The organism is Actinomadura monticuli (assembly GCF_041463655.1).
Taxonomy (GTDB): domain Bacteria; phylum Actinomycetota; class Actinomycetes; order Streptosporangiales; family Streptosporangiaceae; genus Spirillospora; species Spirillospora monticuli.
The window spans coordinates 684,101-698,669 of record NZ_JAXCEI010000001.1 but is presented as its reverse complement, the minus strand read 5'-3'; the positions used below and the strand labels follow the sequence as shown (position 1 = coordinate 698,669).

Annotated in this window: 11 protein-coding genes; 4 read left to right on the top strand and 7 right to left on the bottom strand. The window is 71.6% G+C overall.

The window, feature by feature from the left end; genetic code table 11:
* Nucleotides 1–45: 45 nt before the first annotated feature.
* Together SM611_RS03385 and SM611_RS03380 are read left to right on the top strand one after the other, a co-directional pair.
* Nucleotides 46–1,293, top strand: a complete 1,248-nt coding sequence (locus SM611_RS03385) for an acyl-CoA dehydrogenase family protein (protein WP_371947288.1) — start codon at nucleotides 46–48, stop codon at nucleotides 1,291–1,293.
* A gap of 98 nt (nucleotides 1,294–1,391) precedes the next feature.
* The gene (locus SM611_RS03380; protein WP_371947287.1) at nucleotides 1,392–2,411 is read left to right on the top strand and encodes an aspartate-semialdehyde dehydrogenase; all 1,020 of its coding nucleotides are present in this window, start codon (nucleotides 1,392–1,394) and stop codon (nucleotides 2,409–2,411) included.
* A gap of 23 nt (nucleotides 2,412–2,434) precedes the next feature.
* On the opposite strand, the gene SM611_RS03375 is transcribed toward SM611_RS03380, so the two are convergent.
* The 4 genes from SM611_RS03375 to SM611_RS03360 all read right to left on the bottom strand — a co-directional run bounded on the left by SM611_RS03375 (nucleotide 2,435) and on the right by SM611_RS03360 (nucleotide 8,307).
* Nucleotides 2,435–2,653, bottom strand: a complete 219-nt coding sequence (locus SM611_RS03375; protein WP_371947286.1) for a DUF2277 domain-containing protein — start codon at nucleotides 2,651–2,653, stop codon at nucleotides 2,435–2,437.
* Nucleotides 2,654–2,950: 297 nt separating this feature from the next.
* Nucleotides 2,951–4,465: a M28 family peptidase gene (locus SM611_RS03370; protein ID WP_371947285.1), complete on the bottom strand. Its 1,515-nt coding sequence runs from the start codon at nucleotides 4,463–4,465 to the stop codon at nucleotides 2,951–2,953.
* 74 nt (nucleotides 4,466–4,539) lie between these two features.
* Nucleotides 4,540–6,957: a M4 family metallopeptidase gene (locus tag SM611_RS03365; protein ID WP_371947284.1), complete on the bottom strand. Its 2,418-nt coding sequence runs from the start codon at nucleotides 6,955–6,957 to the stop codon at nucleotides 4,540–4,542.
* A 321-nt stretch (nucleotides 6,958–7,278) separates the two neighbouring features.
* Nucleotides 7,279–8,307 carry an alpha/beta hydrolase gene (locus tag SM611_RS03360; RefSeq protein ID WP_371947283.1) on the bottom strand — a complete coding sequence of 343 codons (1,029 nt, stop codon included), beginning with the start codon at nucleotides 8,305–8,307 and terminating at the stop codon, nucleotides 7,279–7,281.
* Nucleotides 8,308–8,426: 119 nt separating this feature from the next.
* Between SM611_RS03360 and SM611_RS03355 the strand changes: the two genes are divergently transcribed.
* Both SM611_RS03355 and SM611_RS03350 read left to right on the top strand, forming a co-directional pair.
* Nucleotides 8,427–9,158: an isocitrate lyase/PEP mutase family protein gene (locus tag SM611_RS03355; protein WP_371947282.1), complete on the top strand. Its 732-nt coding sequence runs from the start codon at nucleotides 8,427–8,429 to the stop codon at nucleotides 9,156–9,158.
* Between the two features lie 101 nt (nucleotides 9,159–9,259).
* The gene (locus SM611_RS03350; RefSeq protein ID WP_371947281.1) at nucleotides 9,260–10,084 is read left to right on the top strand and encodes an oxygenase MpaB family protein; all 825 of its coding nucleotides are present in this window, start codon (nucleotides 9,260–9,262) and stop codon (nucleotides 10,082–10,084) included.
* Here SM611_RS03350 and SM611_RS03345 read toward each other — a convergent pair.
* The 3 genes from SM611_RS03345 to SM611_RS03335 all read right to left on the bottom strand — a co-directional run bounded on the left by SM611_RS03345 (nucleotide 10,081) and on the right by SM611_RS03335 (nucleotide 14,481).
* The gene (locus tag SM611_RS03345; protein WP_371947280.1) at nucleotides 10,081–11,004 is read right to left on the bottom strand and encodes a lipase family protein; all 924 of its coding nucleotides are present in this window, start codon (nucleotides 11,002–11,004) and stop codon (nucleotides 10,081–10,083) included. The genes SM611_RS03350 and SM611_RS03345 overlap by 4 nt on opposite strands.
* A 240-nt stretch (nucleotides 11,005–11,244) precedes the next feature.
* A complete protein-coding gene (locus tag SM611_RS03340) occupies nucleotides 11,245–12,966 on the bottom strand; it encodes a BCCT family transporter (protein ID WP_371947279.1) in 1,722 nt (573 codons plus the stop codon).
* Between the two features lie 84 nt (nucleotides 12,967–13,050).
* Complete coding sequence (locus SM611_RS03335; protein ID WP_371947278.1) at nucleotides 13,051–14,481, bottom strand: pyridoxal phosphate-dependent decarboxylase family protein; 1,431 nt, start codon at nucleotides 14,479–14,481, stop codon at nucleotides 13,051–13,053.
* Between the last annotated feature and the right edge of the window lie 88 nt (nucleotides 14,482–14,569).

Sequence of the window (14,569 nt, the reverse complement as noted above, 5' to 3'; positions counted from 1 at the left end):
CCGACGTACCCTCGTGGGCGGACGGCCCCGAGGGAGGAGACCCGCATGGACGTGCTGCGTGTGGACGACCGGCTCACGGACGAGGAGCGGATGGTCCGCGACACCGTCCGCGCGTTCACGGCGGAGAAGATCGCCCCGCGCATGGCGGGCTGGTTCGAGGACGGGACGTTCCCCGCCCGCGAGCTGGCCCCCGAGCTGGGCAGGCTCGGCCTCCTCGGCATGCACCTGCGGGGCTACGGCTGCGCCGGGATGAGCGCCGTCGCGTACGGGGTGGCGTGCCGGGAGCTGGAGGCGGCCGACTCGGGGCTGCGCAGCTTCGTGTCCGTCCAGGGGTCCCTCGCCATGGCGGCGATCCACAAGTACGGGTCGGAGGAGCAGAAGAACGAGTGGCTGCCGCGGATGGCGGCGGGCGAGGCGATCGGCTGCTTCGGCCTGACCGAGCCGGACCGCGGCTCCGACCCCGGCGACATGCTCACCCGCGCTCGCCGGTCCGGTTCCCGGGGCGGAGCTCCGGCGGAGCGGAGGGAGCCGGACCGGCGGGCTCTTCCGGGGGGTGTGGGGGGTCGTCCCCCCACAGCAACACGCGACGGCGGCGACTGGGTGCTGAACGGCACCAAGATGTGGATCACGAACGGGTCGGTCGCCGACGTCGCGGTCGTGTGGGCGCGGACGGACGACGGCATCCGCGGTTTCCTCGTCCCGGCGGGCACCCCGGGATTCACGGCGAGCGACATCCACCGGAAGCTGTCGCTGCGCGCGTCCGTGACCTCCGAGCTGGTCCTGGACGACGTGCGCCTCCCCGCCGACGCGATGCTGCCCGGCGTGAAGGGCTTGAAGGGGCCGCTCGGCTGCCTGTCGGAGGCCCGCTACGGGATCCTGTGGGGCGCGGTCGGCGCCGGGCGGTCCTGCTACGAGGCGGCCGTCGACTACGCCAGGACCCGCGAGCAGTTCGGCAAGCCCATCGGGGCGTTCCAGCTCACGCAGGAGAAGCTCGCCTGGATGGAGGTGGCCCTCGGCCAGGCCGGCCTCGTCGCCCTGCACATCGGCCGGCTGAAGGACGAGGGCGAGGTCACCCCGCAGCAGGTGTCGTTCGGGAAGCTGGCCAACGTCCGCGCGGCGCTGGACGTCGCCCGGCAGGCCCGCACGATCCTGGGCGCGAACGGGATCACGCTCGAATACCCGGTGATCAGGCATATGAACAACCTGGAGAGCGTCCTCACCTACGAGGGGACGCAGGAGGTGCACCTGCTCACCCTGGGGAAGGCCGTCACCGGGCTGGACGCGTTCCGTTAAGGAACGCTTGAACCCTCCGCGTAGGGTTACTGACTGGACGTCCTGCAAATGACCTGGGCAGACTCGCCGAGGTCAAGCGATCTACCAGAGGGAGCGGCATGAGAGTCGGCATCGTCGGGGCCACCGGACAGGTCGGGGCCAAGATGCTCGAAATCCTGGCCGAGCGCGGATTCCCCGTCGACGAGCTGCGGCTGTTCGCCTCGGCGCGCTCCGCCGGGCGCAGGCTCCCGTGGGACGGCGCCGAGATCACCGTCGAGGACGCGGAGACCGCCGACTACAGCGGCCTCGACATCGTGCTGTTCTCCGCGGGCAAGACCACCTCGAAGGCGCTGGCGCCGAAGGTCGCCGCCGCGGGCGCCGTCGTGATCGACAACTCCTCCGGCTGGCGGATGGACCCGGACGTCCCGCTCGTCGTCGCCGAGGTCAACCCGCACGCCGCGGCGAACCGTCCCAAGGGCATCATCGCGAACCCGAACTGCACCACGATGGCCGCGATGCCGGTGCTGCGGCCGCTGCACGCCGAGGCCGGGCTGGCCGCGCTCGTCGTCTCCACCTACCAGGCCGTGTCGGGCAGCGGCCTCGCGGGCGTCGCCGAGCTCCACGACCAGGCGTCCAAGGTCGTCCAGGGGGCCGACCGGCTCACCCACTCCGGCTCCGCCGTCGACTTCCCCGAGCCGTCGGTGTACGTGCGGCCGATCGCGTTCAACGTCCTGCCGATGGCGGGCTCGATCGTGGACGACGGCCTCGCCGAGACCGACGAGGAGCAGAAGCTCCGCAACGAGAGCCGCAAGATCCTGGAGATCCCGGACCTGAAGGTGTCGGGCACCTGCGTCCGCGTCCCGGTGTTCACCGGGCACTCGCTGCAGGTCAACGCGCGGTTCGAGCGGCCGATCAGCCCGGAGCGCGCAAGCGAGCTGCTCTCCGGTGCGCCCGGCGTGGTGCTCGTGGACGTCCCGACCCCGCTGCAGGCCGCCGGCCAGGACCCGACCTACGTGGGCCGCATCCGCCGCGACGAGACCGTCGAGAACGGCCTCGCGCTGTTCTGCTCGGGCGACAACCTGCGCAAGGGCGCGGCCCTGAACACCGTCCAGATCGCGGAGCTCGTCGCCGCCGAGTAGCGACCCGCTCGGGCAACGAGCGGCTAGCGGGCGCGCCCTCCTCGGACCTCCAGGGTTTCGAGGAGGGCCGCCGTGCTCTGGGCGATCTCCTCCACGGCCCGCTCGAACGCCTCCGCGTTGTGGGACGCCGGCGCGCGGAACCCGGAGATCTTCCGGACGTACTGGAGCGCCGCCGCCCGGACGTCCTCGTCGGTCACGTCGTCGGCGTACGGCGGTCGGAGCGTCTTGATACTGCGGCACATACGTCCATTGTGACCCCTGGGTCCGACAGCGGTGGGCCCCCGGACGGTCCTGCCTGGGAACTTGCGGCAGGACCGCCCGGGGGCCGGGCGGGGGGCGGGGACCCCGGTCACGGTCGCACGGTCCGGGCCGAGATCCGTCCCGTGCGTCCGCCTACTGTCAGCCCTGGGAGTGGGGGGCGGGCTGATCAGCAGTGCATCGCGGCGGCCGGTCGGGTGTCAACGAATCCATCCGGCACTGGATTTTCAATTGTGTGAACGGCCTCGTGGAAAACACTGAAACCGGCCGCCGGCCTGCGCTCATGTGGTGATCTTCAGGTCGTCCAGACCGGCCTCGACGAGGCTGCCGGAACCCGCGTCGGCGGCCTCCACGAGGACGCGGACGGTCTGCCCCGCGTACCCGGAGACGTCCGCGGTCTGCGTCCGCCAGGCCCCGGCCCGGTTCGCCGCCGCGCCCGGCTGGTCCAGCACCGTGGTGGACCCGTTCGGCCCCACGATCCGCACCCGGAGGTAGTCGTCGGACGAGCTGTTGTCCAGGTGCGCGAAGAACCACGAGAACGACAGCGTCCGCGCCCCGGCCGGCAGCGCGATCGCCGGTGACCGGATGCTGCCGGCGCCGCCGTCGAGGTCGTACGTCCCGGCGTCGGTCCCGGCCGCGGCCCCGGTCACCAGGGCGCCGCTGCCGCCCGCGGCGGCGAGCTGCAGGCTGGTGCCCGACCAGCTGGTCGGCTGCGGGGTGCCGCGCTGCCACGCGCCCGCGGTGGCCGTGTCGGCGCCGTCCGGGTCGGGCGTCCAGCCGGTGTCGGATTCGAGGTCGTCGGCGTAGACGGTGTCGCCGGGCGGCTCCTGCGTCCCGCCGTCCCCGCCGAGCGTCCAGACCGCGTGCGCGATGGCGTCGGTGTTGCGGTCCAGCGCGGTGTCGTCGATGTTGGACGTCGTGTCGCAGGACGAGTGGTAGCAGCGGTCGAACGCGACGCCCGCCTGGCCGCCCCATAGCTGCGCCTGCTGGGACGTCTTGCGTCCTTCCGCGCCGGTGAACAGCCCGCCGGCGGGGATGCCGGCGTTGATGAAGGGGCCGTAGTCGGAGCGTCCGTCGAACGCGGTGTCCTGCACGGTCACGCCGAGCGACGTGAAGTGGGACCGGAGCACCTGCTCGATCCCGGCCGACCCGGCCGGTCCACCGCCGCCGGACGACCCGTCCCCGTCGTAGGCGAAGTAGCCGGGGTTGGGGGAGCCGACCATGTCGAAGTTCAGATATCCGGTGATCTTCGACCGCTCGGACGACGGCAGGTTGCCGACGTAGTACGTCGACCCGACGAGGCCGAGCTCCTCGGCGCCCCACCAGGCGAACCGGAGGTGCCGGTCGGGCCGGTGCCCTTCGCGGGCGACGGCGAGCGCGGTCTCCAGGACCGCGGCCGTCCCGGAGCCGTTGTCGTTGATGCCGGGCCCGGCGGTGACGCTGTCCAGGTGCGCGCCGGTCATCAGCGTGTCGGCGGTGTCGCCGCCCGGCCAGTCGGCGATCAGGTTGTAGCCGGTCGCGCCGCCGCGCGTGAACGACTGGACGGTGGTCTGGTAGCCGGCGGCGTCCAGCTTGCCCTGCACGTAGTCGAGCGAGGCGCGGTAGCCGGGACGGCCGTGCGCGCGGTTGCCGCCGTTCGCGGTCGCGATGCTCTGCAACTGCGACAGGTGCGCCTTGACGTTGGCGAGCGGGATGTCGGGCGCGGCGAGGGGCGCCGCCGAGGCGGGGGCGACCGGCAGGAGGGCGGACATCGTCAGGGCCGCCGCCCCGAGCACCGCCATGGTGCGGGATCTCATGGTTCCTCCAGCGGGGGAAGGAGCAGCCCGTGACGGGGGAGCGGGCCCCGTCACGGGCCGCGTGCGGGGGGCGGTTACGACTGGGTGATCTTGACGTTGTCGAGGCCGGCCTCGACGAGGCTGCCGGTGCCGTTGTCGGCCGCGTCGACCACGATGCGGACGGACTGGCCGGCGTACGCGGACAGGTCGTACGTCGCCGTCTGCCACGCCCCGGCCTTGGTCGCCATGGCGCCGCTCTGGTTCAGCACGGTGGCCGTCCCGCTCGACCCGACGACGCGGACGCGGAGGTAGTCCTCCGTCGAACTGTTGTCGAGGTGGGCGAGGTACCAGTTGAAGCTCAGCGACAGGGTGCCGCTCGGCAGGCTGATCGCCGGGGACTGGACGCTGGTGACGCCGCCGTCGACGTCGTAGGTGCCCGCGTCCGTCCCGGCGGCGGCCCCGGTGACCAGGTCGGCGCCGCCGCCCGCCGCCGCGAGCTGCAGGTTCGTGCCGGACCAGCTGGTCGGCTGCGGGGTGCCGCGCTCCCAGGCGCCCGCGGTCGCGGTGTCGGAGCCGCTCGGGTCGGCGGTCCATCCCTGGCCGCTCTCGAAGTCGTCGGAGTAGACGGTCCCGCCGGGCGAGCCGTTCCCGACCGTGAGCGTGTAGGAGGCGGTGCGGTCGACGGCCGCGCCGTCACCGAGGACGGTGATCCGGTACGTCCCGTCGGCGGTGCCGGCGGGGACGCCGACGGTCATCGTGGACGACTGGCCCGCGGTGATCGTGCTCGGCGAGAACGAGACCGACGGGCCGGCCGGGCTGCTCGTCCCCGACAGCGACACCTGCTGGGCGCTGCCGCCGGTCACGGCCGTGGTCACCGTGGCCGTCGCCGTCCCGCCGGCCTGGACGCCGCCCGAGCCGGGGTTCAGCGACAGCGAGAAGTCGTTCTGCTGCTGGGTGCCGCAGGCCGCCTCACCGCTCTGCGCCGGCACGTTGATCGCGCTCCACGCCGCCTTCACCGCGTTGCACTCGGTGGGCGAGCCGGGGAACAGCTCCACCGCCGCGGCGACCGTCGCGACGCGGGCGCGGGCGTGGCTCCAGCTCGTGACCTTGCGGTTCAGCCCGCCCATGAAGATCTGGCCGGCCTTCTGGACGCCGATGCCGGTCACCGTCGAGCCGTTGCAGGTCGGGCTGGCCGGGTTGCCGTTGGACGGGTTCGACCCCTCGGCCAGCAGGTAGAACCAGTGGTTCTGCGGGCCGGCCGCCGCGTGCACCTCGGTGCTCGGGATCGAGGACGAGTAGCAGTTCGGGTCGCCCAGCGCGGACGGGTCGTACATGTTGCGGATCGGGCCGGAGCCGACGAGGTCGACCTCCTCGCCGACCAGGTAGTCCGGCGGGTCGAGGCTGGACGGCTCGTTCATGTAGTGCTCGGTCAGCGCGCCGAAGATGTCGCCGGCCGACTCGTTCATGCCGCCCTTCTCGTTGCCGCTGCCGCCGCTGTCGCCGCCGGGTGTGGTGGTGAACACGGCGTGGCCGTTCTCGTGCCCGACGACGTCCACCGAGGTGGCCTGCTTGGTGCCGGCCTGGTTGTGGCCGAAGTTGGTGTAGCTGCCGTTCCAGTAGGCGTTCGCCTGGTTCAGGCCGACGCGCAGCGGGAAGCCGCCGCCGCTGCCGTTGATGCCGCTGCGCCCGAGCCAGTCGCGCAGCATGTCCCATTCCTTCTGGACGGCGTACATGGCGTCGACGCAGGCGGTCTCCAGGTCGGTGCCGCTGCCGTTGCCCCACGCGCTGTCGGAGCCGGTGTAGGTGGAGCCGTTCTGGCCGCCGCATCGGATGCCGGAGCGCTGCGGGTCCGTCATGGACGTCGCGGCGGTGCTGAGGTCGACGGTGCCGTGGTAGTTGCTGCGGTCGTCGGCGGCGTCCCGGACGTCGTCCCAGGTCCTGACGACCTTGCCGGTCTTCGCGTCGACGAGGACGTGCAACTTCGTCGGCGCCTTCCGCCGGGTGCCGCTGACGACGGTCTCGTAGACGAGCCGTCCCGCGCCCTCGGCCAGCACCATCAGGCGGGGCGTGGACGCGCTCTCGACCTTGGAGACCTTTGCGCGGGACGTCTTCGCCGCCGCCGCCGCGCCGACCGTCGCCTTGGTCGACACGTTCAGCTTCGCGGTCTGGCCGACGGACGTGCTGAGGACGCCGCCGCTCGCGTTCGTGGTGACGACGAAGTCGCCCCCGTAGACGGGGAGGCCGTCATAGGTGCGCTCGTACTGCACGTACTGCAGGCCGCGCAGCCCGGAGGTGACGCCGCGCCGGACGATCCGGTCCTTGGGCGCCGTCCTGAACTCGGCGGGCTTCGCCGCGACCAGGCGGTCGGCCGAGGCGGCGGCGACGGTGCGGGGGTCCGGCTTCGCCGGGGCCGCGGGGGCGGTGCGGGGGGTCGCACCGGTGGCGGGGGAGGACATCGCCACGGCGAGGCCGACGGACAGCACCGTCGCCCCGATCGCGGTCTGGTGTCTCACGGGGGTGCTCCTTCCACGTGCCGGGCGGTGCGCGGGGACACGCGGAGGTCCTTGTGGGAGCGTTCCGCGGTGCCGTCGCCCGACCGGCGGGGGGTATGGATGGGGGACTCATCCGGATGAGCTGCCCCGAAGTGCATCCCGAATTGTGAAAAGTGTCAATGAATCCATTTAGTACTGGATTTTCAAGTTCTCTGCGACTGTGAATGAAAGGGCGCTGAATGCGGCCGTGGGCAGCGCGAACGGGCCGGGCCGGTCGTCCGGCCCGGCCCGTTCGGTCGGGAACCGTTCGCGGTGGGGTGCGCGTTCCGGCGCCCGCCGCGATCAGGGGGCGATGCGCCGGCAGAGCCAGGCGAGCGCCAGCGGGTAGCGGTAGTCGATGCCGCCGTGCCCGGCGTCGAACAGCTCGAAGCGGATCACGTCGTCCTTGACGCCCACGTCGAGGAGCGCCTGGTGGAACGCCTGCGCGCCGACGTCCAGGAACCACTCGTCGCGCGTCCCGCCGTCGATCCAGATCGCCCGCTGCGACCGCATCGCCTCGGCGTGCCCCGGCACCATCCGCACCGGGTCGAAGGCCAGCCAGCGCTCCCACACGTCCTGCCGGATCACCCCGGTGAACGGGTCGAACGGCAGCTCCGGCGTGCCGTCCTCGCGCGCCGAGTAGCAGAGCGCCATGCCGAGGATGTTGAGCAGCTCCATGTCCTCGGGCTTGGTGAAGGACGCGCGCGAGGTGAAGTCGGCCCACCAGCGCCAGATGTCGCCGTCGTACTTGCGCAGGTGCCGGACGCATTTCGGGAACTCGGGCAGGTAGGAGTACTCGAACAGCGCGTCGCCGGCGTGCGTCGCGAGCGCGCCGAACAGGTCGGGACGCAGCATCGGCGTGATCATCGCGCCGTAGCCGCCGCTGGACTTGCCGCTGATCGCCCGGTGCCCCGGCGCGTCCAGCGTCCGGTACCGGGCGTCCACCCAGGGGACGATCTCGTCGCAGAGGTAGGAGTGGTAGCGGCCGGTGCCGGGCGAGTCGACGAACTGGCTGCCCCCGTGGGCCGTCCAGGCGTCCACGAACACGACGATCGCGGGCGGGGCGTCGCCGGACGCGAACACCGCGTCGGCCGTCTCGGGGAACGGCTGCCGGTACGGCATCCGGTTGCGCCAGATCCCGACGTGCCCGGTGAAGCCGGTGATCACGTACACGCTCGGGTAGCGGCGGTCGGGCTCGTCGTCGTAGCCCGGCGGGACGTACACGAGCAGGGGCCGCTCGTGCGGGTCTTGCAGCGGGTTGCCGCGCAGCAGCCGGCTGCTGACGACGTGCTCTTCCAGGCGTCCGGCGAACTCGGCGGACCAAGGCAGCATGGGCGCTCCCCCATCGAGGGTGGATGATCACCTTGACGCTAACCCACCCGCCCGCCGGCCGGTGATGTCACGAACCGGCGGGTCGTCTGGGTCTACCCCCCGAAGGGAAGGAGACGGACATGACCGAAAAAGCCGCACGCCTCCGTGAGCTGCACCGGCCGGGTGATCCGCTGCTGCTGCCGAACGTCTGGGACGCCGGCAGCGCCAAGGTCGTCGAGGAGGCGGGGTTCCCCGCGCTCGCCACCGCCAGCGCCGCGGTGTCCGCCATGCTCGGCTACCCCGACCACGAGGGCGCGCCCGTCGAGGAGATGATGGCCGCCGCGGGACGGGTGATCCGCGCCGCGACCGTCCCCGTCACCGTGGACGCCGAGGCCGGGTACGGGCTCCAGCCCGCCGAGCTGGTCGAGCGCCTGCTCGCCGTCGGCGCGGCCGGCTGCAACCTGGAGGACACCTACGCCGGCGAGCTGGCCGAGCCGGCGGCGCAGGCCGAGTACCTGGCCGCGGTCCGGGACGCCGCCGGCGACGCCCTGGTGATCAACGCGCGGGTCGACACGTTCGTCGCCCGGGTGCCCGACCCGGTGGAGGCCGCGATCGAGCGCGGCAGGCTGTACCTCGCGGCGGGGGCCGACTGCGTCTACCCGATCACCGCGCCGATGGACGCCGTCCCCGCGCTGGTCAAGGGGCTGCCGGGGCCGGTCAACGCGAACAACTTCCCGGGCACGTCCCTCACGGACCTGGCCGCCGCCGGGGTGGCCCGCGTCTCCTACGGCCCCATGGCCTACCTGCGCGCCCTGGACACGGTGAAGGAGTTCGCGACCCGCGTCCGAGCGAAGGAGGATCCTTACGTCTGACACTTGTGAGCGCGCCCACGCCCGGGCACTCTTGCAAGTACTCACTTACGCTGGCACAGTGAGACGAAATTCGCCTCTATGTCTCAGGAAGTGAGGCCGGTATGACAGCGACCGCGGAGGAGACGACCCCGCAAGTCGTCCTCGACACTTTCAGCGGCATCGCGCTCGCCGCAGCCGCCGCGAACGTCGTCATGCAGCTCGCCCGCCTCCCCATCGGGCACGGCGTCGCCGAGAGCAAGGTCGAGAGCGGCCGCGTCGACAAGCATCCGGTCAAGCGCGCCCGGACCACGCTCACCTACATCGCCGTCGCGATGCTCGGCAGCGAGGACGAGCGCAAGGCGATGCGCCAGGAGGTCAACCGCGCCCACCGCCAGGTCCGCGCCAAGGAGCCCGTCCCCTACAACGCGTTCGACCCGGAGCTCCAGCTCTGGGTCGCCGCGTGCCTCTACTTCGGCGTCGAGATGATCTACGAGATCCTCTACGGGAAGCCGACCCCCGAGGAGGCCGCCGAGCTCTACCGGTACGGCGCCCGCTTCGGCACCACCCTGCAGATGAAGCCGGAGCTGTGGCCGCCGGACCGCGCCGCCTTCGAGGAGTACTGGCAGGACGGCGTCCGCAAGATCGAGATGGACGACGTGACCCGCGCCTACCTCCGCGACCTGACCGAGCTGCGCTTCCTGCACGCCCCGGTCCGCATCGGGCTGGGCCGCTTCCACACCTTCATGACCCTCGGCTTCCTGCCGCAGCCCTTCCGCGACGAGCTCGGCTACGAATGGACCCCCCGCGACCAGCGCCGCTTCGACCGCCTCACCCGCGCCCTGGCCCGCGCCAACCGCCTCATGCCCCGCCCGGCCCGCGAGTTCCCCTTCAACGTCTACCTCCACGACTTCCGCCGCCGCATAAAATCCGGCCGCCCCGTCGTCTAACCGTCGCCGAAGAGGTGCCGCCGCCCTTCCGGCGAGCCGAACATGGCCGCGGCGTCATGCCCCACTCCCGGCACATGGACCAGCCGATGAACCGGCCTTCCCGCCTTGAAGGCCAGATATCGGTGGTAATTCTCGCCCCGTTCCTTCCGGGTCCTTCCCTGCGCCTCGGCGGCGGGATGGACCTCCAGGAGAAGGGCCCCGGGATCGGCGTCCTCCTCGCCGAGCAGATACACCACGTCCCTCTCGATGTAGCGCGCGAAGTACCCTTCGACCGCTTTGCCTCGGAGGCGGCCGGGCGGGACGTCAATGTAGGGCGGGACGGGATCACCGAAGCCGTACCGCCACTGGTCGACCTCGATACCGCCGTGCGGCGCGAACGAGCCGTCCTTCGGCCGGTGAACATCGAAATACAGGTAGGTCGACGGATTCGCGACCACGAACCGGACCGGTACGTCGAGGTCGTCGGGCCCGCGCCCGACGGCCGCGTACCGGTTGACGAACTGGCCGCCGGCCGAGTTGCCGACGAGGGTCACCCGGCGAAGCCCGGGGAACGCGCCCAGGCCGCGCAGCAGTTCGTCCATGACCGTGAACGAGCTGACCTCTCCGAGCCCGCCCTTCCAGTCCTCGGTGCCCCAGTGCAGGTAGTGCGCGCGCTCGGGACGGCCGCGCACATCGTCCACGGTGAGGAACTGCGGCGCGACGACCAGCCGTCCGGGCGCCTTCTCGATCGCACGGTAGTAGTCGCCGGCGTTGCGCAGCGCACCGTGCACGACGACGACCGCCTCCGTCAGCCCGCGCTGCGGCTCCTCCAGCGACGCAGACGCGAAGACGGGTAGATTACGGCCGTCCGTAATCACGGTGCGGTCGCCCAGCTCTTCGATGGTCGAGTGCTGGACGCCGGCCTGGTTGGCGAAGATCATCGGCTCTCCTCGGCGCTGATGTCACCCCGGTGCTGCGTGCCGAACCCGTCGGGCGCCCGGCTGGCGAAGGTCTTCGGAGCGTCCGGAACCGGACGGTGACCTCCTTGCCGTGGGCTGGCTCGCATTGACCAGGGTGCGGGTTCCATGCTCCGGCGTCCATCTGTCGACGTTAAGGAGGCAAGAGGTCCGTCGAGCACGCGGCGGGGACCGCTCAGCTCGCCGTGCTGCTGGCGGCGGTGATCAGTCGGCTGGACGAGATCGTCCAGGGTCGTCGTTGACGTCCGAGCCGGGGGTGGACGGTCGGATCTGCAGTTCGAACTCGCCCTTGTGGCGCCGGTGGCCGGTGACGACGGCCTCCTCAAGGACCTCGGCGCCCTTGCTCTGGCGGCGCATCATCGGGTCGTCGCGGACGTCCTTCGCGAGGGAGAAGCACAGCAGGATCAGGACGACCGTGAACGGCAGCGCGCCGATGAAGGTGACGTTCTGGATGCCGTTGAGCGCCTTGTCGCCGCCGATCACCAGCATGATCGCGGCGACGCCGCCGGTCAGCGCGCCCCAGAAGATCACGATCCAGCGGGCGGGGCTGCTGGAGCCGCGCTGGGACAGGGTGCCCATGACGATCGACGCCGCGTCCGCGCCGGACACGAAGAAGATCGCGACCAGCAGCATCACGATGACGCCGGTGACGGCCTCCCACGGCAGGTGGCCGAGGACGTTGAAGGTGATCTGCTCCTCCGAGCCGTTCCCGTACGGGTTCAGGCCGTCGCGCTGCTCGTTGATCGCCGTCCCGCCGAAGATGGCGAACCAGACCAGGCTGACCGCGCTCGGCACGATGATCACGCCGGCGACGAACTGGCGGATGGTGCGGCCGCGGCTGATCCGGGCCAGGAACATGCCGACGAACGGGGCCCAGGAGATCCACCACGCCCAGTAGAAGATCGTCCAGCTGGCGAGGAACTCCTGCATCGCCTTTCCGCCCGTCGCGCCGGAGCGGGACGCCATCTGGCCGAAGTCCTGGATGTAGACGCCGATCGAGGTGGGCAGCAGCTCCAGGATGAAGACCGTCGGCCCGACGGCGAACACGAAGACGGCGAGGACGGCGGCCAGCACCATGTTGATGTTGGACAGCCACTGGATGCCGCGCGCGATGCCGGACACGGCCGACAGCACGAAGCAGACCGTCAGCACCACGATGATCAGGACGAGGACGGTGGTGCCGAGCGACTCGATCCAGCCGGCCTCCTGCATGCCGGTGCGGATCTGCAGCGCGCCGATGCCGAGCGAGGCGGCGGAGCCGAACAGCGTCGCGAACAGCGCGAGGATGTCGATGAGCTTGCTCAGCGGGCCGGTGCTGCGGCGGTGGCCGAGCAGCGGCGCGAACGCCGAGCTGATCAGCTGGCCGCGGCCCCGCCGGTAGTGCCCGTACCCGATCGCGAGCCCGAGGACGGCGTAGATCGACCACGGGTGCAGCGTCCAGTGGAAGATCGTGGTGGCCATCGCCGTCTCGATCGCCGCCTCGCTCTGCGGCGCGTCGGTCTCCGGGGGCGGCAGCACGTAGTGGGTGAGGGGTTCGGCGGCGCCGAAGAACATCAGCCCGATGCCCATCCCCGCGCTGAACATCATCGCGATCCACGAGACGGTGCGGAACTCCGGCTCGTCGCCCTCCCGGCCGAGCGGGATCCGCCCGTACCTGCTGATCGCCAGCCACAGCGAGAAGACCACGAAGCCGGTCGCGGCGAGGACGAACAGCCAGCCGACGTTCTGCAGCAGCCAGTCCAGCGTGGTCTGCGCGGCGGAGCTGAGGCTGCCGGTGGACGCCCCGCCCCAGATGACGAACGCCACGGACAGCACGGCGGTGACGCCGTAGACGATCCAGTCGGTGCGGGCGCGTCCGGGCTGTTCGAGCGAGACCGGCTCGGTGCCGGGATAGGAGTCGTGGGCCTCTCGCTTCGGGCTGCTCATGATCAGGAGTCTTGCCCGGATTATCAATGCTCAGCGACACGGGGAAGTAATTCGTTCGCGGCTCGCGCCTCCGGCCGCCGTACGCTAACGCGCTTTGCGCGCGTCGCCGACGGCCCGCACGAGTTCTGCGATGTCGGCGGACGTGGTGCGGTGGCTGATGACGCAGGCGCGGAGCGCGGGGCGCCCGTTCAGGTTGACGGGGCTGATCCAGGCGCGTCCGCTCTGGACGACCCTGCCGGCGAGCGCGTCATGGTGCTCCCACGTCGCCGTCCCGGGGTCGGCGAAGCAGACGACGGGGAGCGGGGTGTCGTTGACGATCTCCCACCCGGCCGCGGCGAGCTCGCCGCGCAGCGCGTCCGCGAGGGCGGCGTCGCGTTCGAGCTGCTCGGCGTAGCCCTCCCGGCCCGCGACGGCGAGGCCGAGGAACAGCTTGAGCCCCATGAACCGGCGCGACCACTGCTGCCCGGACGTGTACGGGTCGACGGTGTCGGGGGTCTCGGCCGGCATGTAGGACGTGGTGACCCGGAACGTCTCCGTAAGGCCCTCTTGGTCGGTGCACAGGAAGGCGCCCGCACCCATCGGGACGCTCAGCCACTTGTGCGCGTCCACCGTGACCGAGTCGGCGCGCTCGATGCCGGACAGCGCGGGCCGCAACCGATCGGACAGCGCCGCCGCGCCTCCGTAGGCGGCGTCGACGTGGAGCCGCAGATCCTGGTCGCGGCACAGGTCGGCGAGTTCGCGCAGCGGGTCGATGACCCCGCCGGCCGTGGTCCCGGCGGTCGCGACGACGAGGAACGGGAGGTCGCCCCGCTCCCGGTCGGCGGCGACCTGCTCCGCCAGCCTTCCGGTCTCCAGCCGCAGATCGGGCCCGACGGGGACGAGGCGGACGGCGTCCCGCCCGATGCCGGTGGCGTGCGCGATCTTGAGCCAGGCCAGGTGGCTCTCCGCCGACGCGTACATGACCGGACGTCCGGCGATCGCCCGCAGCCCCTTCTCGCCGTAGTCCGGCCAGGTCTTCGTCAGCGCCAGCAGCACGGCGGTCATGTTCGCCTCGGCGCCGCCGCTGGTGAACGACCCGGCGACGTCCTCTTCCGGATAGCCGAGCCGTCCGCCGAGGAAGCGCAGCAGATGCGCCTCCATCTCGACGGCCGCGGGGGCGTGCGACCACGCGGCGAGCTGCGGGTTGAACGCGGCGGCGAGCGTCTCACCGACGACGCCCAGCAGCGTCGGCGCCGGGTTGAAGAGGCCGAAATAGCGCGGATGGGTCGTGTGGACGGTGGTCGCGCGCAGCAGTCCGGCGACGTCGTCGATCACGTCCCGGGCGGGCGCCGGACGGTCGAAGCCGTACGCGCCGACCGCGTTCCGCAGATCCCGGACGTCGACCGGCGCGCTCACGTCCCGGCCGGCGACCCGTCCGCGCTCGTCCTCGAGCAGCTCGACGACGTGCCGCCACAGCCGCTCGGCCACCGCCGGCGCCGGGTCGAAGGACGCTCGTCCAAGAGGGAATCGATCCATGCCACCGACCCTCGCGCCGGGACCCGCCCCGGGCCAAGTGGCAGTAATGACCATCATCGCTAAATTAGTGACATGCACACGCTCGCCG